The sequence below is a fragment of the Delftia sp. ZNC0008 genome (assembly GCF_000799035.1).
GTDB classification, from domain to species: domain Bacteria; phylum Pseudomonadota; class Gammaproteobacteria; order Burkholderiales; family Burkholderiaceae_C; genus Comamonas; species Comamonas tsuruhatensis.
In genome coordinates, this window is the sequence record NZ_JTKZ01000511.1 from 20,452 (window position 1) to 39,421 (window position 18,970).

The 18,970-nt window shown below is 66.1% G+C and carries 19 protein-coding genes; 8 read left to right on the top strand and 11 right to left on the bottom strand.

Going from position 1 to position 18,970, the window contains the following annotated elements; translation table 11 throughout:
- Positions 1-6: 6 nt before the first annotated feature.
- Positions 7-936 (bottom strand): branched-chain amino acid ABC transporter permease, encoded by a 930-nt coding sequence (locus L995_RS17160; RefSeq protein ID WP_016445773.1) that lies wholly within the window; start codon positions 934-936, stop codon positions 7-9.
- A 305-nt stretch (positions 937-1,241) separates the two neighbouring features.
- Between L995_RS17160 and L995_RS17165 the strand changes: the two genes are divergently transcribed.
- Positions 1,242-1,589, top strand: a complete 348-nt coding sequence (locus L995_RS17165) for a GFA family protein (protein WP_016445772.1) — start codon at positions 1,242-1,244, stop codon at positions 1,587-1,589.
- Between the two features lie 8 nt (positions 1,590-1,597).
- Here the strand turns inward: L995_RS17165 and L995_RS17170 are convergent, their stop codons facing one another.
- On the bottom strand, positions 1,598-2,203 hold the full coding sequence (locus L995_RS17170) for a 2-hydroxychromene-2-carboxylate isomerase (RefSeq protein WP_047472754.1): 606 nt from the start codon (positions 2,201-2,203) through the stop codon (positions 1,598-1,600).
- A 52-nt stretch (positions 2,204-2,255) separates the two neighbouring features.
- A complete protein-coding gene (locus L995_RS17175) occupies positions 2,256-2,984 on the bottom strand; it encodes an SDR family oxidoreductase (protein ID WP_016445770.1) in 729 nt (242 codons plus the stop codon).
- Between the two features lie 91 nt (positions 2,985-3,075).
- Between L995_RS17175 and L995_RS17180 the strand changes: the two genes are divergently transcribed.
- Positions 3,076-3,525, top strand: a complete 450-nt coding sequence (locus tag L995_RS17180; RefSeq protein ID WP_016445769.1) for a winged helix-turn-helix transcriptional regulator — start codon at positions 3,076-3,078, stop codon at positions 3,523-3,525.
- Positions 3,526-3,563: 38 nt separating this feature from the next.
- Here the strand turns inward: L995_RS17180 and L995_RS17185 are convergent, their stop codons facing one another.
- Positions 3,564-4,874, bottom strand: coding sequence for a replication-associated recombination protein A (locus L995_RS17185; RefSeq protein WP_047472755.1), 1,311 nt, complete (start codon positions 4,872-4,874; stop codon positions 3,564-3,566).
- Between the two features lie 442 nt (positions 4,875-5,316).
- Between L995_RS17185 and brnQ the strand changes: the two genes are divergently transcribed.
- On the top strand, positions 5,317-6,630 hold the full coding sequence (gene brnQ, locus L995_RS17190; RefSeq protein ID WP_016451105.1) for a branched-chain amino acid transport system II carrier protein: 1,314 nt from the start codon (positions 5,317-5,319) through the stop codon (positions 6,628-6,630).
- On the opposite strand, the gene L995_RS17195 is transcribed toward brnQ, so the two are convergent.
- From L995_RS17195 to L995_RS17205, 3 genes are all read right to left on the bottom strand, one after another.
- Positions 6,617-8,107 (bottom strand): methyl-accepting chemotaxis protein, encoded by a 1,491-nt coding sequence (locus L995_RS17195; RefSeq protein WP_231574454.1) that lies wholly within the window; start codon positions 8,105-8,107, stop codon positions 6,617-6,619. The two genes, brnQ and L995_RS17195, sit on opposite strands and share 14 nt — an antisense overlap.
- Before the next feature lie 203 nt (positions 8,108-8,310).
- The gene (gene lolA / locus L995_RS17200; RefSeq protein WP_047217411.1) at positions 8,311-8,946 is read right to left on the bottom strand and encodes an outer membrane lipoprotein chaperone LolA; all 636 of its coding nucleotides are present in this window, start codon (positions 8,944-8,946) and stop codon (positions 8,311-8,313) included.
- A gap of 28 nt (positions 8,947-8,974) precedes the next feature.
- Positions 8,975-11,338 carry a DNA translocase FtsK gene (locus L995_RS17205; RefSeq protein WP_016445764.1) on the bottom strand — a complete coding sequence of 788 codons (2,364 nt, stop codon included), beginning with the start codon at positions 11,336-11,338 and terminating at the stop codon, positions 8,975-8,977.
- 260 nt (positions 11,339-11,598) lie between these two features.
- Between L995_RS17205 and trxB the strand changes: the two genes are divergently transcribed.
- From trxB to rpmG, 3 genes are all read left to right on the top strand, one after another.
- Complete coding sequence (trxB, locus tag L995_RS17210) at positions 11,599-12,552, top strand: thioredoxin-disulfide reductase (protein WP_016445763.1); 954 nt, start codon at positions 11,599-11,601, stop codon at positions 12,550-12,552.
- 268 nt (positions 12,553-12,820) lie between these two features.
- Positions 12,821-13,054 (top strand): 50S ribosomal protein L28, encoded by a 234-nt coding sequence (gene rpmB, locus L995_RS17215; protein WP_012207163.1) that lies wholly within the window; start codon positions 12,821-12,823, stop codon positions 13,052-13,054.
- Between the two features lie 20 nt (positions 13,055-13,074).
- Positions 13,075-13,245, top strand: coding sequence for a 50S ribosomal protein L33 (rpmG, locus tag L995_RS17220; RefSeq protein WP_012207164.1), 171 nt, complete (start codon positions 13,075-13,077; stop codon positions 13,243-13,245).
- Positions 13,246-13,311: 66 nt separating this feature from the next.
- On the opposite strand, the gene L995_RS17225 is transcribed toward rpmG, so the two are convergent.
- Positions 13,312-14,796: an aminotransferase-like domain-containing protein gene (locus L995_RS17225; protein WP_016451100.1), complete on the bottom strand. Its 1,485-nt coding sequence runs from the start codon at positions 14,794-14,796 to the stop codon at positions 13,312-13,314.
- 211 nt (positions 14,797-15,007) lie between these two features.
- Here L995_RS17225 and L995_RS17230 point away from each other — a divergent pair, with 211 nt between their 5' ends.
- Complete coding sequence (locus L995_RS17230) at positions 15,008-15,376, top strand: hypothetical protein (RefSeq protein ID WP_016445761.1); 369 nt, start codon at positions 15,008-15,010, stop codon at positions 15,374-15,376.
- Here the strand turns inward: L995_RS17230 and L995_RS17235 are convergent.
- Positions 15,351-16,574 carry a DesA family fatty acid desaturase gene (locus L995_RS17235; RefSeq protein ID WP_016451099.1) on the bottom strand — a complete coding sequence of 408 codons (1,224 nt, stop codon included), beginning with the start codon at positions 16,572-16,574 and terminating at the stop codon, positions 15,351-15,353. The genes L995_RS17230 and L995_RS17235 overlap by 26 nt on opposite strands.
- A gap of 116 nt (positions 16,575-16,690) precedes the next feature.
- Positions 16,691-18,019: an RsmB/NOP family class I SAM-dependent RNA methyltransferase gene (locus L995_RS17240; protein WP_047472756.1), complete on the bottom strand. Its 1,329-nt coding sequence runs from the start codon at positions 18,017-18,019 to the stop codon at positions 16,691-16,693.
- 92 nt (positions 18,020-18,111) lie between these two features.
- On the opposite strand from L995_RS17240, the gene L995_RS17245 reads away from it, so the two are divergent.
- Complete coding sequence (locus L995_RS17245; RefSeq protein WP_047472757.1) at positions 18,112-18,384, top strand: DUF1653 domain-containing protein; 273 nt, start codon at positions 18,112-18,114, stop codon at positions 18,382-18,384.
- Positions 18,385-18,391: 7 nt separating this feature from the next.
- Here L995_RS17245 and purN read toward each other — a convergent pair whose 3' ends face one another.
- Positions 18,392-18,970, bottom strand: coding sequence for a phosphoribosylglycinamide formyltransferase (gene purN, locus L995_RS17250; RefSeq protein ID WP_016445757.1), 579 nt, complete (start codon positions 18,968-18,970; stop codon positions 18,392-18,394).

The following is an 18,970-nucleotide window of genomic DNA, read 5'->3' on the forward strand; positions in this document are numbered from 1 at the left end:
CTCTCCTCAGGCGCGGTCGGCCACACGCTCACCCAGCAGGCCCGAGGGGCGCAGCGTCAGGATGATGATGAGCACGATGAAGGCGAAGATGTCGGTGTAGTGGCTGCCCAGCACGCCGCCCGTGAGATCACCGATGTAGCCCGAGCCAATGGACTCGATCAGCCCCAGCAGCATGGCGCCGACCACGGCGCCCGCCAGGTTGCCGATGCCGCCGAACACGGCCGCCGTGAAGGCCTTGAGCCCCGGCAGAAAGCCCATGGTGTGGTGGGCCGTGCCGTAGTTGGAGGCGTACATGATGCCCGCGATGGCCGCCAGCACGGCGCCGATGATGAAGGTGGCAGAGATCACCATGTCAGGCTTGACACCCATCAAGGCCGCCACGCGCGGATTCTCGGCCGTGGCCCGCATGGCGCGCCCGAGCTTGGTGTAGTTGACCAGGTAGGTCAGCGCAGCCAGCGCAATCGCCGTGACCACCAGCACCAGGATCTGGGTGGGCGTGATCACCGCCGTGCCGATCTCGAAGGGCGTGCTCGGCAGCAGCGTGGGATAGGCCTTGTAGTTGGGCTTCCAGATGATCATGGCCAGCGTCTGCAGCAGCAGCGAGACGCCGATGGCCGTGATCAGGGGCGCCAGGCGCGGGCTGCTGCGCAGGCGCCGGTAGGCCACTTTCTCGATCACGAAATTCAGTGCGGCGGCCACCACGCAGGCGATCACCGTCGCCAGCAGCAGGATCAGCCAGCCCGGTGCGCCCGGCATGGCCTCCTGCATCAGGCCTATGCAGCTCCAGCTGGTCAGCGCCCCGACCATGAGCACCTCGCCATGGGCGAAGTTGATGAGCTGGATGATGCCGTACACCATGGTGTAGCCCAGGGCGATCAGGGCATACATGCTGCCCAGGACCAATCCGTTGATGACCTGCTGAAGCAGTATGTCCATATGCGCTCTCCCCTTTTGCTCAGGATGGAGACATTCAGCGTGCCTCGCATCCAAACGAACGGAGCCAGCAATGCCATGGTGGTGGAAGCTCTCCTGCCGCATCCCGGCTTGTGATCAGGAAGCCGCAGGGGATGGGCGATTCTAGGCACCCCCCGGTGGCCTGCAACGCCTTGTTGCAGCGGGGTTTCCCGAGGCTTTACAAGCCACGCGCTCTTATGTAGCACTGCAGCAATTTGCCGCAGCCAGCATGAACTCCTACCATCAACGACAGTGCCGCCAGCAAGCGGTGGCCACGGAGAACCCCGATGAAATACCACGGCAGCTGCCACTGCGGCGGCATCGCTTTCGATGTGGAAGGCGAACTCACCCAGGTCATGGCCTGCAACTGCTCCATCTGCGCGCGCAAGGGCGCCCTCATGTGGTTCGTGCCCCGCGAACAGCTGCAGCTGAGCACGCCCGAGGAGCAGATGCGCTCCTACACCTTCCACCGGCATCTGATCCAGCACCGCTTCTGCCCGACCTGCGGCATCCACCCTTTCGGCGAAGCCACCGATCCCAAGGGCCGGCACATGGCGGCCGTCAACGTGCGCTGCCTGGAAGGCGTGGATGCCGAAGCCTTGCGCATCACGCGCTACGACGGACGGTCGGCCTGAGGCTGGCTTCAGGCCCGCAGCGCTTCTTCCTCCACATCGCGCAGGCGGTCCTTGCCGAAATAGATCTCGTCGCCAACAAAAAAGGTGGGCGCTCCGAAAGCGCCACGGTGGAAGGCCTGCTCGGTATTTGCCAGCAGCCGGGCCTTGACTTCTGGCGTCTGGCTTGCGGCAATCAGGGCTGGGGCGTCCAGACCCGCCCCGGACAGCTCGGTGCCGATCACCTGGGCATCGTCCATCTTGCAGCCCTTCTCCCACATGCTGGAGAACACCGCATCGACATAGCGCTCGAAGCAGCCCATGTCCTGGGCGGCCACGGCCCCACGCATGATCTGCAGGGTGTTCACGGGAAAGTGAGGATTCATCCGGAAGCGCGTGAGGCTGTGCCTGTGCACGAAGCGCTGCAGCTCCAGCGCCTCATAGGCGCGCTTGTTGGGAATGTCGGCATTGGCCTCGGCCGGGGAGCGGTTGTTGGCCAGCTTGAACAGGCCTCCCAGCAGGACAGGCACATATTCGAAGCGGATGCCGCTGCGCGCCTCGATCCGGGGAATGACCTGGTGGCAGAGATAGGCGTTGGGGCTGCCGAAGTCGAAGAGAAATTGCACCTTGGTGTTCATGGCGTGGCCTGCGGGAGTGGGAGGAAGTGACGATGCGATAAGGCAAGGCGGCTCACCACGGCTCCATCCAGGGACGGATCTCGGTCTCGTGCGTCCAGGCGTCGCGCGGCTGCTGGTGCAGTTGCCAGTAGAGGTCGGCAATGTGCTCGGGATTGAGGATGCCGCCCTGCTCCTTGAGGGCATAGCGCTCGGGGAAATTGCTGCGGATGAATTCGGTGTCTATGGCGCCGTCGATCACGGGATGGGCCACATGGATGCCCTTGGGCCAGAGTTCGCGCGCCATGCTCTGCGCCAGGGCGCGCAGGCCGTGCTTGGCACCGGCAAACGCGGCAAAGCCCTCGCGCCCGCGCAAGCTGGCCGTGGCGCCCGTGAAGATGATGGTGCCCCGGCCGCGCGGCAGCATCACCCTGGCCGCCTCCCGCCCCATCAGAAAGCCGGCGAAGCAGGCCATCTCCCAGACCTTGAAGTAGACGCGCGCCGTGGTTTCGGTGATGCCGAAGCGCACATTGGCGCCGATGTTGAAGACGGCGACCTCGATGGGTGCGATCTCGGCCTCGATCTTCTGCACCAGGGCCACCATTTCCTCTTCCTTGCGCGCGTCGCTGCCAAAACCATGGGCTTCACCCCCTGCGGCGCGGATCTGCTCGACCAGCGGCTGGAGTTTGTCGGCATCGCGGCGGGTGACGCAGGCGATATAGCCTTCGCGCGCAAAGCGCCGGGCAATCGCCCCGCCCGTGGCGTCACCGGCACCGATGACGAGGATGGCTTTCTTGTCGGTCATGGAATCTCCGTGGATGAAGAAGTAAGTTCATTTTTTGAACTTTATGCACAGTAGGTTTAAAATCTGAACCCGTCAAGCGGGGAACTGCCCAATGAAATGGAACGAACTGGAAGAGGAGCGCTGCTCCATCGCACGCACGGTCTCGGTCATCGGTGACCGCTGGACGCTGCTGGTGCTGCGCGACTGCTTTCTGGGAGTGCGCCGCTTCGATGAATTCCTGGGGCGCCTGGGCATTTCACGCCCCATGCTGTCGGACAGGCTGGCCAGGCTGGTCGAGGCCGGCGTGCTCAAGAAGGTGGCCTACCAGGAGGCGCCGGTGCGGCACGAGTACCGCCTCACGTCCAAGGGACTGGACCTGCATCCCGTGGTCATGGCCATCGTGCACTGGGGCGATGTGCACATGTCCGGCGAGGAAGGCCGGCCCCTGCTGCACCGGCATTCGGTGTGCGGCCACACGTTCGATCCCCTGATCGTCTGCTCGCACTGCCACGCTCCCTTGCACGCGCGGGATGTGACGGTGGAGCCCGGCCCGGGCGCCTAGCCCTGGCTCCAGCCCCGGCCTGCTCTCACGGGATTCGGCTATGCGCCGCCGCCGCCAGCCTCTTCATCCCACTTGCGCAGCACGGCCAGCTTCTCGCCGATCTTGATCTCCAGGCCCCGTGGCACGGGCTGGTACCAGCCCGGCTCCGCAATGCCCTCGGGCAGATAGGTCTCGCCGGCCGCGTAGGCGTTGGGCTCGTCGTGCGCGTAGCGGTATTTATGGCCGTAGCCCAGCTCCTTCATGAGCTTGGTGGGCGCGTTGCGCAGGTGCACGGGCACCTCGCGGCTCCTGTCCTGCTTCACGAAGGCCCGGGCCTTGTTGTAGGCGTTGTAGCCGGCGTTGCTCTTGGGAGCCATGGCCAGATAGATGACGGCCTGGCCCAGGGCCAGCTCGCCTTCAGGGCTGCCCAGGCGCTCGTAGGTCAGGGCCGCATCGTTGGCGATCTGCATGGCGCGCGGATCGGCCAGGCCTATGTCTTCCCAGGCCATGCGCACGATGCGCCGCGACAGGTAGCGCGCATCGGCGCCGCCGTCGAGCATGCGGGTGAGCCAGTAGAGCGCTGCATCCGGATGGGAGCCGCGCACGGACTTGTGCAGGGCCGAGATCTGGTCGTAGAAGTTGTCGCCCCCCTTGTCGAAGCGCCTGGCATTCAGGGTCAGCGCGTTCTGCACGAATTCGGCATCGATCCGGGTGACGCCTGCAGCGCCCGCCGCCGTCTGGCATTGCTCCAGCAGGTTCAGGAACCGCCGGGCGTCGCCATCGGCATAGCCGATGATGGTGTCCCGCGCCAGGTCGTCGAACTGCAGGCCGCCCAGGGCCTTTTCCTGCGCACGCTGCAGCAGCTGCCTGAGCTCTTCGTCGGTCAGGGACTGCAGCACATAGACCTGTGCGCGCGACAGCAGGGCCGAGTTCACCTCGAAGGACGGATTCTCCGTGGTGGCGCCGATGAAGGTCACCAGGCCGCTTTCCGCATAGGGCAGCAGCGCATCCTGCTGGGATTTGTTGAAGCGGTGGATCTCGTCCACGAAGAGGATGGTGTGCCGGCCCATGGCCAGGTTCTGCTGCGCCTGCTCCATGGCCGCACGGATGTCCTTGACCCCGGAGAACACCGCAGACAGCGCAATGAACTCGCACTTGAAGGCCGTGGCCGTGAGCCGGGCCAGCGTGGTCTTGCCCACGCCGGGTGGCCCCCAGAAGATCATGGAATGCGGCTTGCCCGACTGGAAGGCCAGGCGCAGCGGCTTGCCTTCGCCCAGCAGGTGGGACTGGCCCACGACCTCGTCCAGGGTCTTGGGCCGCAGGGCTTCGGCCAGTGGTGCGGAGGGCTCCTGGGTGAACAGATCAGCCATGGGGCAGCTCTCTCGAAGGCCGCTCCCCGCACGCGAGGTGCGGCAGCCCGTGTTGCGGATTCTTCGCCAAAGGGAACAGATGCAGTTGCAGAACCATGGCGCCATTGTCCACGCCATGGCTGGCGCAGGTGCGCCAGGCCTTGATGCCTGATGTCGGCCGTGGACTGAAACTCCTGATCTTCAGACGGGAATATGGCCATCGCCTCCAGGCATGTCACTGAAACGACATGGATTGTTTGCATGCACCCCATCAAGAGCAATCACTGACATTTCACACCTGCTTCGGGCCGCAGCCCTAAAATGCTGCCCTTTGCGGAGCCGGCCGCGCGATCCGCACGCGACCTTCGGGCCTGCGTCATCGCAGCCTTCCAACCCCGCGCCTCCCTCCGTTTACGGAACCGCCTGCCATGCGGCAATGCGGGGCCTTTTCATTTCTGCATCCATGCAAACACTCAAGACCAGGGACCTGATCGCCCTAGGCTTCATGACCTTTGCGCTGTTCCTCGGCGCGGGCAACATCATCTTTCCGCCCATGGTCGGCCAGGGCGCCGGCGAGCACGCGGCTGCCGCGGCCACCGGCTTCCTGCTGACGGGCGTGGGCCTGCCCCTGCTCACGGTGGTCGCACTGGCGCGCGTGGGCGGCGGCATGGACGCACTGACCTCGCCCGTGGGCCGCAAGGCCGGAATGGTGCTGGGCCTGCTGATCTATCTCATCCTGGGGCCGCTGTTCGCCACGCCGCGCACGGCGACGGTGTCGTTCGAGATGGGCTTTGCGCCCTTCATGGGCCACAGCAGCACAGCCCTGTTCATCTACTCTGCCGTGTACTTCGCCCTGGTCATGGGCCTGTCCCTGTTCCCGGGCAAGCTGATCGACAACATCGGCAAGCTGATCACGCCCGTGTTGATCCTGGCGCTGGTGGTGCTGGGCGCCGCCGCCGTGCTGCTGCCGGCCGGGGAGGCCACCAGGGCCAGTGGCGACTACCTGGTGTCGCCGCTGACTGAAGGTTTCCTGGAGGGCTACCAGACCATGGACGCGCTGGGGGCGCTGGCCTTCGGCATCGTCATCGTCAACGCCATCCGTGACCGCGGCATCTCCGATACCGGCCTGCAGACGCGCTACGCCATCGTCGCGGGCGTGATCGCCGCCGTCGGACTGGGCATGGTGTATCTGTCGCTGATCCATCTGGGCGCCACCAGCCAGTCCATCGCCCCGCAGGCACAGACCGGCGTGCTCATCCTCACGCGCTATGTGGATCACACCTTCGGCCCCATCGGCAGCCTGCTGCTGGCCGTGGTGATCTCCCTGGCCTGCCTGACCACGGCCGTGGGCCTGGTCAGTGCCTGCGGCGCCTACTTCAGCCAAATGCTGCGCCTGCCCTACCGTGCAGTGGTGGTGGCCATCGGCCTGGCCTGCATTCTGGTGTCCAACCAGGGCCTGGCCCAATTGATCGCCGTATCCGGACCCGTGCTCGTGGGCATCTACCCGCTGGCCATCGCCCTGGTGGTGCTGAGCCTGCTGTCTGGCCTGTGGCGCAATGCGCAGCGGGTGTTCGCACCGGTGCTGGCCGTGGCCCTGTTGTTTGGTCTCATCGATGCAGCCAGGGCTGCCGGCTGGCAGGACTGGCTGCCCGCGTTCCTGAACAGCCTGCCGGGCAACGGCATGGGCTGGGCCCTGCCCGTGGCCGCGACCCTGGTGCTGGCCGCCCTCCACGACCGGCTGCGCCCTGCGCCCGCCGCCGCGTTCAAGCCGTCCTGAACCTTGACATGAGTTCGACCAGCTGATGGGCCTGCTTGCGCAGGCTCTCGGCGGCCGAACTGGTCTGCTCCACCAGCGCGGCGTTCTGCTGGGTGCCTTCCTCGATGCGGACGATGGCGCTGTTGACATGGCTCACGCCCGCGCTCTGTTCGCCGCTGGAATGGCTGATGGCGCCGATCATGCGCGAGACCTTGGCAATCGCCTCCTGCACCGAGGCCATGGTCGCGCCCGCACTGTCCACCTCCTGGGCGCCCAGGGCCACGCGCTGGGCGTTGGCCTGGATCAGGTCGCGGATCTCCCGCGCCGCACCCGAGCTGCGCTGGGCCAGCGTGCGCACCTCGGCGGCCACCACCGCAAAGCCCCGGCCCTGCTCGCCGGCCCGTGCGGCCTCCACGGCCGCGTTGAGCGCAAGAATGTTGGTCTGGAAGGCAATGCCGTCGATCACCTCGATGATGCTGACCACGCGTTCGGACGCATCCTGGATGCTGCGCATGGTGCCCACGACGGCCGAGATGGCATCGCCGCCGCGCGTGGCAATGTCGCTGGCGGACGAAGCCAGCAGGTTGGCCTTCTCTGCGTGATCGGCATTGCCGCGCACGGTGGAGTCGAGCTGGTCCATGGACGATGCCGTCATCTGCAGGGCCGACGCCTGCTGCTCGGTGCGCTGGGCCAGGTCGCTGTTGCCCGCTGCGATCTGCGAGCTGGCGGATGCCACCTGCTCCGCATTGCCGCGCACTTCCACGACGATGCTGCGCAGCTGTTCCTGCATGGCGCCCAGCGCCCGCAGCAGCTGGCCCAGCTCGTCGCGGCCGCCGCTCGCTATGGCATTGGTCAGATGGCCACGGGCCACGTTCTCGGCCAGCCGGACCGCGCTGCGCAGCGGTGCCACCACGGCGCGGGTGATGAGCCAGCCAATGGCCACGCCGGCCACGGCCGCCACCAGCATCAGCGCCAGGCTCAATTCCGTGGCGCGCCTGCCGCTGCTGTAGGCATCATCGGCCACGGACTTGCTCTGGGCAGCGATGCCGGCCTTGAGCCGGGACAGCAGCTCGGCCGGCTCGCGGTCCACGCCGCGCACGGCCATGTCGCCCACGGAGGGGTCGAAGCCCGTGGCCTCGAACTTGTCCAGGCCCACGCGATAGCCCTCGGCCATCTTGCGGTGCTGTGCCACAAAGCGCTGGGCCATCTCGCGCAGGGCGGTGTCTTCCACCAGGGCCAGCAAGGCGGTGGTCTTGTCCTGCACGGCGCGCTCATCGGACAGAAAGCCCTTCCAGTGCCGCTCGCGCAGCGCGTTGTCCGAGCCGCGCAGCAGCACGTTCTTCCATTCCTGGACCTGGGTCTTGAAGTGGCCTTCCACTTCTGCGGCAAGGCGCTCTGCGGCCATGTGGCGCTGTACGTCGCCGTGAAAGACGCCAAGGGATTGATGGGCCGACCAGAGGCCGAAGAATCCGGCGGCCAGGGTGAATAGCAGCGCCATGGCAATGGCGAGCGGCAACTTGCGACTGAGGTTCATAAAGACATGCGAGAGCCGGCCAGCATGTCCTCGAAGGGACGTAGAAACAGTCGCTGGCCGCAGGCCGCCATTGTCTCGACGATATTAGGCAAAACCATTACAAAACCTCACAAACTGCGCACCGCAGCGTGTGAGGTTCTTGAAGGGCCGCCCTGTGCAGCGGTGGATTACTGCTTGAGCACGTCGGCGCCCGCAGGCACCTTGAACTCGAAGGTCGAGGCCGGCAGGGATGCCTGGGTCTGCAGCTTGCTGAAGCGGATCAGCGAACGCTGGCCAAAGCTGTCGAGGATGTCCAGCGCCGAAAGCTGCCCATCGGCTGCAAAGCCCACGCGCACGCTCTTGAGCTGGCCGTTCCTGTCCTTGGGGCTGGCCTGGACCCATTGCAGGCCATCCTGCTCGGGCGCGGACTGCAGATCGAAATCGGCGCTCAACGCCTTGAGATCGCTGGCCGACGCCAGGATGGCGGCAGGCGTGCTGCCCAGGGCCTGGGCCTGCGCGCGCTGCGTGACCTGGTTGAGGTCGGCGTCATAGAGCCACAGCGTCTTGCCGTCGGCCACGATGGTCTGCTCGAACGGCTTGGTGTAGACGAACCTGAACTTGCCGGGACGCTGGAATTCGAATTGGCCGCTGGAGTTCTTGGTGCGCGGCGGCTGGCCATCCTTGGACGGGGCCGTGACGGCCTGGGTGAATTCGGCGCGGCCGGCCTGGGAATTCTTCATGAAGGCTTCCAGGCTCTTGAGGCCATCGGCCCACGAGGCCGTCGCGCTTGCCGCGATCACAACTGCAGTCAACAGACGTTTCATTCTTTCTCCATGATTGCGAAATGCGGGCTCATTCCCCGGCGCGCGCCGGCACCAGCACTTCGCGCTGCCCGCTGGCCGTGAGACCGCTGACCAGGCCCGCCTTTTCCATATCTTCCAGCAGGCGGGCCGAGCGGTTGTAACCAATCCTGAGCTTGCGCTGCACATACGAGATGCTGGCCTTGCGGTCCTTGAGCACCACTTCCACGGCCTGGTCGTACATGGGATCCTTCTCGCCGTTGCCACCGTCGCCGGACTCCGCGCCGAACTCGCTGTCGCCCTCGGCCGTGCCGCCTTCGAGCACACCCTCGATATAGTCGGCCTCGCCCTGCTCCTTGAGGTAGCCCACGACGCGGTGCACTTCCTCGTCGGACACAAAGGCGCCGTGCACGCGCACGGGCAGGCCCGTGCCGCTGGCCATGTAGAGCATGTCGCCCATGCCCAGCAGGGACTCGGCACCCATCTGGTCGAGCACGGTGCGGCTGTCGATCTTGCTGCTGACCTGGAAGGCGATGCGCGTGGGAATGTTGGCCTTGATCAGGCCGGTGATCACGTCCACGCTGGGGCGCTGGGTGGCCAGGATCAGGTGGATGCCGGCCGCGCGGGCCTTCTGGGCCAGGCGCGCGATCAGCTCCTCGATCTTCTTGCCGACCACCATCATCAGGTCGGCCAGCTCGTCGATGACGATGACGATGTGCGGCAGGCGCTGCAGCGGCTCGGGCTCCTCGGGCGTGAGGCTGAAGGGGTTGGGAATAGATTCCTCGCGCGCCTTGGCCTCGTCGATCTTGGTGTTGTAGCCCGCCAGATTGCGCACGCCCAGCTTGCTCATGAGCTTGTAGCGGCGCTCCATCTCGGCCACGCACCAGTTCAGGCCATTGGCGGCCTGCTTCATGTCGGTGACCACGGGGCACAGCAGGTGAGGAATGCCTTCGTAGACCGACATTTCCAGCATCTTGGGGTCGATCATCAGCAGGCGCACATCGCGGGCCTCGGCCTTGTACAGCAGCGACAGGATCATGGCGTTGATCCCCACCGACTTGCCCGAACCCGTGGTGCCGGCGACCAGCACGTGCGGCATCTTGGCCAGATCGGCCACCACCGGGTTGCCCACGATGTCCTTGCCCAGGCCCATGGTCAGCATGCTCTTGGCATCGTGGTAGACCTGCGAGCCCAGCACCTCGGACAGGCGGATGGACTGGCGCTTGGCATTGGGCAGCTCCAGTGCCATGAAGTTCTTGCCGGGGATCGTCTCGATCACGCGGATGGACACCAGGGACAGCGAGCGCGCCAGATCCTTGGCCAGGTTCACGATCTGCGAGCCCTTGACACCCGTGGCCGGTTCGATCTCGTAGCGCGTGATCACGGGGCCGGGCATGGCGGCCACCACATGCACTTCCACGCCAAAGTCCTTGAGGCGCTTTTCGATCAGCCGGCTGGTCATCTCCAGCGTCTCGGGCGAGACGCTTTCCTGGCGCTGCTGCGCCGCATCGAGCAGGTCCACCTGGGGCAGCTTGCTGTCGGGCAATTCGGAGAACAGCGGCTTCTGGCGCTCCTTGACCACGCGCACGCTGGGGGCCGCCGCCTCCTGCAGCACGGGCTCGATGATCTGCACGGGCTGCGGGTGCTGCACGGCGCTTTCCGTGCGCTCTTCCTGCAACACCTCTTCGCGCTCGCGCGCGGCACGGCGGCCTGCGGCCTCGTCCCGGGCCTTCTCGCGGCGCGCGAAGAGGAAATGCACCCATCCATCCAGGCGTGCGCCCATGGATTCGGCCAGATGCCCCCAGGAAAAGCGGAACACCATGGCCAGGCCGATCACGGCCACGCAGATGCCGATCAGGCCCGAACCCATGAAGCCCAGCCATTGCAGGCTGTGGTAGCCCAGCATGTAGCCAAAGACGCCGCCGGCAGGGCCTGGCAGCACGCTCTCGAAGCGGTACAGCCGCGTCCATTCCAGCGCGCAGCTTGCGCCCAGCAGCAGCAGCAGGCCACCCCAGAAACGCAGGCGCCGGCGCCACAGCGGCGGCAGTTGCACGCCATCGCGGGGCACGCCGCCCCGCAGCCAGCGGGCGAAGGAAGACATCCAGGTCTGCACCGAGGCCAGCACCAGCCACCAGACCGACATGCCGAAGCCGAAATAGCAGGCGTCGGCCAGCCAGGCTCCGACGCGGCCCATCCAGTTGGCGACCAGGCGCGCGTGTCCCGCCCCGGAGGTGGACCACGCTGGATCCTGGGGCGAGTAGCTGAGCATGGAGGCAAGCCAGAACACCAGGGCCAGCAGCCCCGCCAACAGCAGCATTTCATGACCGAAGCGCGCCACCATGCCGGGGCGCGCCGCAGACTTGGATTTGCCCTTGGCGGATGTGGAAGCGTTCAGAGCGTTCAATGAGTAGGTCATACGCAGGCGGGAGCTTACCCCAGCCCCCTCGGGCTGGCCGCAAAAACAGCCAGGACGGCCTGCTAGCGTAATGCAAGCACTTGCAACAGAACATGACGCCGCTGCATGACGGCGCCATGTCGATCATTTTTGACAATCCGGGCCATTGATCCGCATGGCAACGGGAACCCGGCTGCGGAGCGATACTCCATGGCTGTTCCCGATGTATCTTTTTTCTGCACGCCGACTGCCGGCGTGCGCCTTTTTCAAGAACTGCATCCATGTCTTCTACGCAACACGCCAAAGTCCTGATCCTCGGCTCCGGCCCTGCCGGCTACACGGCCGCCATCTACGCCGCGCGCGCCAACCTCAACCCGCTGCTGGTGACCGGCATGGCCCAAGGTGGCCAGCTGATGACGACGACGGAAGTGGACAACTGGCCTGCGGACGTGAACGGCGTACAGGGCCCCGAACTGATGCAGCGCTTCCTGGAGCACGCAGAGCGCTTCAAGACCCAGGTGGTGTTCGACCACATCCACAGCGTCGATTTCTCCAAGCGTCCGTTCACGCTGACCGGCGACTCGGGCACCTACACCTGCGACAGCCTGATCATTGCCACGGGCGCCTCGGCCAAGTACCTGGGCCTGCCCTCCGAAGAGGCCTTCATGGGCCGCGGCGTCTCGGGCTGCGCCACCTGCGACGGTTTCTTCTACCGCGAGCAGCCCGTGTGCGTGGTCGGCGGCGGCAACACCGCCGTCGAGGAAGCCCTGTACCTGTCCAACATCGCCAGCAAGGTCACCCTGGTGCACCGCCGCGACAAGTTCAAGGCCGAGCCCATCCTCGTGGACAAGCTCATGGACAAGGTCCGTGCCGGCAAGATCGAACTCAAGACCCACTTCGTGCTCGACGAGGTGCTGGGCGACCAGTCCGGCGTGACCGGCATCCGCATCAAGAGCACCCAGGATGGCCATGCCGAGGACATCCAGCTGCAGGGCTGCTTCATCGCCATCGGCCACGCGCCCAACACCGAGATCTTCAAGGGCCACCTGGAGATGGACGAGACCGGCTACATCATCACCCAGGGCGGCCTCAAGGGCTTCGCCACCCAGACCAGCGTGCCCGGCGTGTTCGCGGCCGGCGACGTGCAGGACCATGTCTACCGCCAGGCCATCACCAGCGCCGGCACGGGCTGCATGGCCGCGCTGGACGCCCAGCGCTTCCTCGAGCAGGAATAAGCGGGAGGCCATCCCGCCCGCCCTGCCCTCGTGCAGGGCGGCAAAAGCCCCTGGCTGCCGCCGTGATTGGCTGGCCCAGGGGCTTTTCTCATGAAGACGCTATAATCCGTGGCTTTGCTGAATTTGAAGCGCGCCTTGCTTGCATGGCCAGAACACTTTCAGCGATGGGGTTACCGCCACCCTTTATGGCGAGGTGAGGTTGCCGGCAGGCCCTGCAGCAAATGCAGGGCATCAGCGTCGGCGGCTGTACAACTATCGGAGTGTCCTCATGGCACGCGTATGTGAAGTAACGGGCAAGAAGCCCATGGTGGGAAACAACGTTTCCCACGCCAACAACAAGACCAAGCGTCGTTTCCTGCCCAACCTGCAATACCGCCGTTTCTGGGTTGAGAGCGAAAACCGTTGGGTGCGCCTGCGCGTTTCCAGCGCTGCTCTGCGCCTGATCGACAAGAACGGTATCGACTCCGTGCTCGCAGACCTGCGTGCCCGTGGCCAAGCCTAAATCCCTCAAGGAGAAACACCATGGCTGCTAAAGGCGGACGCGAAAAGATCAAGCTGGAATCCACTGCAGGAACCGGCCACTTCTACACCACGACCAAGAACAAGAAGACAATGCCCGAGAAGATGGCGATCATGAAGTTTGATCCCAAGGCTCGCAAGCACGTCACGTACAAGGAAATCAAGCTGAAGTAATTCAGCCTGTCCCTGGTACCGACAAAGAAACCGCCCGGCGCAAGCCCGGCGGTTTTTTTGCGTCCCTCACCCGTGGCGCGCGGGCTGGCCCAGCTGCGCGCAGGCCATGGCGCCGAGATCGCGGCAGGCCTGCTCGACCACGCCATCCACGGGCAGGGTGCAGCCCAGGCGCATGCAGTGCTCGTAGCGGCCCGAGTTGGAGAACATGCTGCCCGGCGCCGTGCGTATGCCGCGCGCCAGCGCCTGCGTGAACAGCGCGGACGTGGACACGCCAGCCGGAAGCTCCAGCCACAGGCTGAGCCCGCCGGGCGGCAGGCTCAGCCGCGTTCCCAACGGGAAAAAGCGCGCCACCAGCTGCGCCATGCCCTCGCGCTGGCGCCGCAGCTGCTGCTTCAGGCGCTGCAGATTGCGCAGATGCGCGGGCGAGCCCACGCAGGCGGCCGCCAGCAACTGGGCCAGGGTCTGGGTCCCCCGGCTGCGCGCGAACTTGAGCATCTGCACACGGCCATGCCACTGGCCGGCGTTCATCCAGCCCTGGCGCAGGCCTGGCGCCATGCTCTTGTTGAAGGCCTCGCAATAGATCACATGTCCCGGCAGGCGGTCCCAGGCCTTGATGGGGCGCACGGGCTGGCTGCTTTCCACGAACAGGCCGTAGGAGTCGTCCTCGATCAGCGCCACGCCGTGGGCGGCGCACAGCTCGACCAGTCTGGCCTTGTGTTCATCGGGAATGCGCGTGCCCAGCGGCATCTGCAGCTCGGGCACGACCACCACGGCCTTCAGCCGGGGCTGGGTCTGCAGGGCCAGCTCCAGTGCCTCGAGGGACAGGCCGGTGCGCGGGCTGCAGGGAATCTCCAGCGCCTGCATCTGCAGCGACTCCACCACCTGCAGCAGGCCGTAATAGGTCGGCGACTCCACGGCCACCACGTCGCCGGGCGAGGCCACGGCGGCCAGCGCCAGGCTCACGGCCTCGGAATTGCCCGTGGTCGCCAGCACATCGGCCGGTGCGACATGGATGCCCGCCGCCAGCGCGCGCCGCGCCATGGCCCGCTGGAAATCAGGGTGGCTGCCCATCATGGAACGCCCCAGCACCAACAGGTCGGGCTGCTCGCGCAGCAGCCGGGCAGCCGCCTGGTTCAGGTAGCCGCGATCGAACAGTTCCGGCGGCGGCGTGGCACCGCCCAGGTCCACCTGCACATCGGCCTGGCGGCCGCGCTCCAGCATGAGCGAGATGTGCTCATTGATGCCCGCAAAGTGCTGTTGTGGCAACGGCTGCACGGGCTGGCTCAGATCCGGTTCGCTGGCAGGCGCCAGCCCTGCAGGCCGGGCATCGCGAACGAAGTAGCCCACGCGCGGGCGGGCCTCGAGCTGGCCCAGATCCTCCAGATGCCGCAGCGTCTGCAGCGCCGTGGACAGGCTGACCTCGTGGCGGCGCATCAGTTCGCGCACGGAAGGCATGCGCTCGCCCGCCTTGAGCGTGCCCATCTCCATGGCCAGGCTGTAGTCGGCCGCCAGGCGGCGGTACAGGGTGGGGGCGGCGCTTGCGGCGGTCATGGGCAGGATGGAAAACGGCTGGGGATGGAAGTGCTTGACCGAGATCTTGTCTCAAAGCGCTGTTACGCAACAGATACAGATCATCAGGTCATGCAGCAGAACAGAACATGGACTGCCTGCACTGCTGCGGCGCAACAAACCATAGGCTGTGCCTGTGCCAAAGAGGGCCGAATGCCTACGCTTGGGGCCTGGAACTACAGGACACCGACCCATGCACAATGCCCACACCCGCTCTTTCGAACTGCGCCATCTCGCCCCCGGAAACGACCTGTATCTGTCCATGCAGGAGGGCTGCGAGCTGTTCTGCCGCCAGGGCAGCCTGGAAATCAGCGTCCCGCAGCAGGCCTGGGCCGATGCAGCGCCGGGGCTGACCCTCAGGCTGCAGCCGGGCCAGGGCTGGCGCGCAGGCGCGGACCTGCGGATAAGAGTCCGCTCCGTGTCCCAGGCCACGGCAGGTCTGGAACTGCAGCCGAACCCCGCAGCAAAAAGCCGCATCGCCTCCGAAGAGAAGATGCGGCCCCGGGAATGGACGCTTGCCGGCTGGCTTCGCAGCTTCAGGCGTGGGCAGCGCGCAGCTTGACCGAGAACTCCTTGAGCGCGGCAATGCCGCTGGCCTCGGCGCGATGGCACCAGGCCTGCAGATGGGCCGTCAGCTGCTCGCGCGACAGCGAGGTGTTGAGCCACAGCTGGCGCAGCTCCTCGCGCATGACCAGCATCTGGTCCAGCACGGGATGGGCGGCGCGCGCCTGGGCCAGCTGGTCCTGCGCCTGGGCGGGCACCTTGTCGGCATCGCGGTGCAGCCAGCGGCGCGCCGTCCTGAGCAAGGACAGGTCGGCCTGCTGCGCCTTGCGCTGCTTGAGCGCATCGAGTTCGAACTGCACGGCGGCACGCACGCCGCGCGCATAGCGAGCCATGACCTCGTAGCGGTTGGCGATCACGGCCTCCAGCGTCTTTTCGTCGGCCACAGGCTTGATGGCGCCCATGACCAGCCTGGGCGGCGTTTTCTTGACCTTGGCCCAGCCGACCGCCTGCATCGCCCGGATGTAGGCCCAGCCCACATCGAACTCATAGCGCTTGACCGAGAACTTGGCCGAGGTCGGATAGGTGTGGTGGTTGTTATGCAGTTCCTCACCGCCGATGACCAGGCCCCAGGGCACGAGGTTGGTGCTGGCGTCCTGGGCCTCGAAGTTGCGATAGCCCCAGAAATGGCCCAGGCCGTTGACCACGCCGGCAGCCCAGAACGGAATCCAGGCCATCTGCACGGCCCAGATGGTCAGTCCGATGGCGCCGAACAGCAGCACGTTGATGACCAGCATCAGAGAAGGACCCCAGATCGAATGCCGGCTGTAGAGATGGCGCTCGATCCAGTCGTCGGGCGTGCCGTGGCCGAACTTCCTGAGCGTCTCGGCGTTCTTGGCCTCTTCGCGGTACAGCTCCGCGCCCTGGCGCATCACGGTATCCAGCCCGCGCGTTTGCGGGCTGTGGGGATCGTCCTCGGTTTCGCACTTGGCGTGGTGCTTGCGGTGGATGGCCACCCACTCCTTGGTGACCATGCCCGTGCCCAACCACAACCAGAACCGGAAGAAATGCGAGGGCACCGGCCCCAGGTCCAGCGAACGATGGGCCTGGCAGCGGTGAAGGAAGATGGTGACGCCCGCAATCGTGACGTGGGTGGTGACCAGGGCATACAGCAGCAGCTGCCACCACGACAGCTGCCACAGGCCATGGGCCATCCAGTCCAGGGCAATATTCCAAACCGACGCGAAATCCACAGACATGACCCAAGCCTTTGCCAAAGCCGGCGCCCAGTGGCACCGATGCCTCAATTTTAGGCGAGCCCCCCGTGAAGGCGTTCGGCAATCTCCCGCGATTTACAGCTTATTGCGTCTGCAAGTTACGGCTTCCGGGTCCAAACGGCGGCGAAAAACCCGTCCGTCTCATGGCGCTGGGGCCACAGGCGCAGGTACTGCGTGCCGGTCTCGCCGCCGCTGCACAGCACATCGCCCCGCTCCACCTTGAGCTGGGCCAGAAGTTCTCCGGCATCCATGGCCACGAAGTCAGAGTGCTCCGATGCAAAGGCGTCGGCGATGGCTTCGTTTTCCTGGGGCAGGACCGAACAGGTGGCATAGACCAGGCGCCCGCCCGGCTTGACCAGCCGCGCAGCACTGGCCAGGATGGCCGCCTGCTTTTGCGTGAGCTCCTCAATGGCCTTGGCCGACTGGCGCCACTTGAGGTCGGGGTTGCGGCGCAGCGTGCCCAGGCCCGAGCAGGGCGCATCGACCAGCACGCGGTCGATCTTTCCGGCCAGGCGCTTGACGCGGTCGTCGCGCTCGTGGGCGATGGCCGCGGGGTGCACGTTCGACAGGCCCGAGCGCGCCAGGCGCGGCTTCAGGGCCTCGAGCCGGTGGCCCGAGACATCGAAGGCGTACAGACGCCCCGTGCTGCGCATCGAAGCACCAATGGCCAGGGTCTTGCCGCCTGCGCCTGCACAAAAATCGACCACCATTTCGCCGCGCTTGGCATCGAGCATCAGCGCCAGCAGTTGCGAGCCTTCGTCCTGCACCTCGATGGCACCGCGCGTGAAAGCGTCCATCCGGGCCAGCGCCGGCTTGCCCTGCACACGCAGGCCCCAGGGCGAGTAAGGCGTGGCTTCGGCGGCGATGCCGGCATCGGCCAGTTCCTTTTGCACATCGGCACGCTTGGCGTTCAGCGCATTGACGCGCAGATCCAGCGGCGCGGCCTGTTCCATGCTCTGGGCAAAGGCCCAGAAGTCATCGCCCAGTTGCTGCTGTAGCGGCGCGACCAGCCATTCGGGAAGGTTGTGGCGGTGCGGCTCCATCAGTTCGTCGGGACGCACGGCCTCGCAGGCGTCCAGCCATTGCAGCTCCTGCGGCGACAGCGCGGCGCGCACGAAGCTGCGTGCGTCCTTGACACCTTGCTCGGTCTTGCCAGCCACGCGGGCCAGTGCCTCCTGGCTGTGGGCAAAGCCCAAAATGGCCAGCCTGCGCTCACGCGAGCCGCTGCCAGAACGCGCCAGGCTCTCAAAAAGCAGCTTCTTGCGCAGCACGGTGTAGGCGGTCTCGGCCAGCGCAGCGCGCTCGCGCGGGCCCAGGTTGCGGTTTTCACGGAAAAAGCGTGACACCACGGCGTCGGCCGGGTGTTCGAAAGTCAGGGTGCGCTTGACCAGTTCGGCGCAGGCGTCGAGAAGCTGTTTGGGATGCATGGCCGCGATTGTCCCACTGCCTTGCAAATCCGAGAGGGGCGCAGGTCGGAACCCGGAGCAACGCCGGGCTGGCACGGCTACCATGGCGCCCCATGACCGATGACGACCTGCCCCCTCTGATTGCCACGCCCCCGGGCCTGTACCGCCACTACAAGGGCGCTCCCTACGAGGTGCTTGCCACCGTGCGCCAGAGCGAAACGCGCGAGTCCATGACCCTGTACCGCGCGCTCTACGGCGAGCGCGGCCTGTGGGTGCGGCCGGCCGCCATGTTCAACGAAACCGTGGTCATCAACGGCGTGGAGCAGCCCCGCTTTGCACGCTGCCCCGAAGTGGAGCAGCAGGCCTTTCAGAGCGAAGGCCTGTGAGCAGACCCTAGCCCCGCATCAACTGCGCCACGGCGCGCGGGTAGATGATGTGCTCCTGCACCAGCACGCGCGCGGCCAGTGCCTGGGCCGTGTCGCCGGGCAGCACGGGCACCACGGCCTGCTCCAGGATGGGGCCCACATCCAGCTCGGCCGTCACGCGGTGCACGGTGCAGCCGGCGAAGCGGCAGCCTGCATCGATGGCCCGCTGGTGCGTGTGCAGGCCCGTGAAGGCGGGCAGCAGCGAGGGGTGGATGTTGATCATGCGACCTTCGTAATGCGCAACGAAGCCCGGCGTGAGGATGCGCATGAAGCCGGCAAGCACGACCAGCGCGGGCGCGTGCCGGTCGATCACCTGGGCCAGCTCGGCGTCGAAGGCCTCGCGACTGGGGAACGGGCGGTGGTCCAGCACCTCGGTGGCAATGCCCTGCTCGCGCGCGAAAACCAGGCCCGAAGCCTCGGCCTTGTTGCTGACCACGGCGGCCACGCGGGCGCCATAACGCCGCGCCCAGTCCTGTTGCTGCGAAGCACGCACAATGGCAGCCATGTTCGAGCCGCCGCCCGAGATCAGGATCACGATATTTTTCAT

Bases quoted from the DNA above. Each gene is read 5' to 3' on its own strand.
- L995_RS17240 (WP_047472756.1), bottom strand. From the start codon at position 18,019: ATGCATCCCAAACAGCTTCTCGACGCCTGCGCCGAACTGGTCAAGCGC.
- L995_RS17170 (WP_047472754.1), bottom strand. From the start codon at position 2,203: ATGAACACCAAGGTGCAATTTCTCTTCGACTTCGGCAGCCCCAACGCC.
- L995_RS17195 (WP_231574454.1), bottom strand. From the start codon at position 8,107: ATGGCGCTGCTATTCACCCTGGCCGCCGGATTCTTCGGCCTCTGGTCG.
- purN (WP_016445757.1), bottom strand. From the start codon at position 18,970: ATGAAAAATATCGTGATCCTGATCTCGGGCGGCGGCTCGAACATGGCT.
- L995_RS17235 (WP_016451099.1), bottom strand. From the start codon at position 16,574: ATGTCTGTGGATTTCGCGTCGGTTTGGAATATTGCCCTGGACTGGATG.
- L995_RS17180 (WP_016445769.1), top strand. From the start codon at position 3,076: ATGAAATGGAACGAACTGGAAGAGGAGCGCTGCTCCATCGCACGCACG.
- L995_RS17225 (WP_016451100.1), bottom strand. From the start codon at position 14,796: ATGACCGCCGCAAGCGCCGCCCCCACCCTGTACCGCCGCCTGGCGGCC.
- brnQ (WP_016451105.1), top strand. From the start codon at position 5,317: ATGCAAACACTCAAGACCAGGGACCTGATCGCCCTAGGCTTCATGACC.
- rpmG (WP_012207164.1), top strand. From the start codon at position 13,075: ATGGCTGCTAAAGGCGGACGCGAAAAGATCAAGCTGGAATCCACTGCA.
- L995_RS17165 (WP_016445772.1), top strand. From the start codon at position 1,242: ATGAAATACCACGGCAGCTGCCACTGCGGCGGCATCGCTTTCGATGTG.
- lolA (WP_047217411.1), bottom strand. From the start codon at position 8,946: ATGAAACGTCTGTTGACTGCAGTTGTGATCGCGGCAAGCGCGACGGCC.
- trxB (WP_016445763.1), top strand. From the start codon at position 11,599: ATGTCTTCTACGCAACACGCCAAAGTCCTGATCCTCGGCTCCGGCCCT.
- L995_RS17175 (WP_016445770.1), bottom strand. From the start codon at position 2,984: ATGACCGACAAGAAAGCCATCCTCGTCATCGGTGCCGGTGACGCCACG.
- L995_RS17185 (WP_047472755.1), bottom strand. From the start codon at position 4,874: ATGGCTGATCTGTTCACCCAGGAGCCCTCCGCACCACTGGCCGAAGCC.
- L995_RS17160 (WP_016445773.1), bottom strand. From the start codon at position 936: ATGGACATACTGCTTCAGCAGGTCATCAACGGATTGGTCCTGGGCAGC.
- L995_RS17205 (WP_016445764.1), bottom strand. From the start codon at position 11,338: ATGACCTACTCATTGAACGCTCTGAACGCTTCCACATCCGCCAAGGGC.
- L995_RS17245 (WP_047472757.1), top strand. From the start codon at position 18,112: ATGACCGATGACGACCTGCCCCCTCTGATTGCCACGCCCCCGGGCCTG.
- rpmB (WP_012207163.1), top strand. From the start codon at position 12,821: ATGGCACGCGTATGTGAAGTAACGGGCAAGAAGCCCATGGTGGGAAAC.
- L995_RS17230 (WP_016445761.1), top strand. From the start codon at position 15,008: ATGCACAATGCCCACACCCGCTCTTTCGAACTGCGCCATCTCGCCCCC.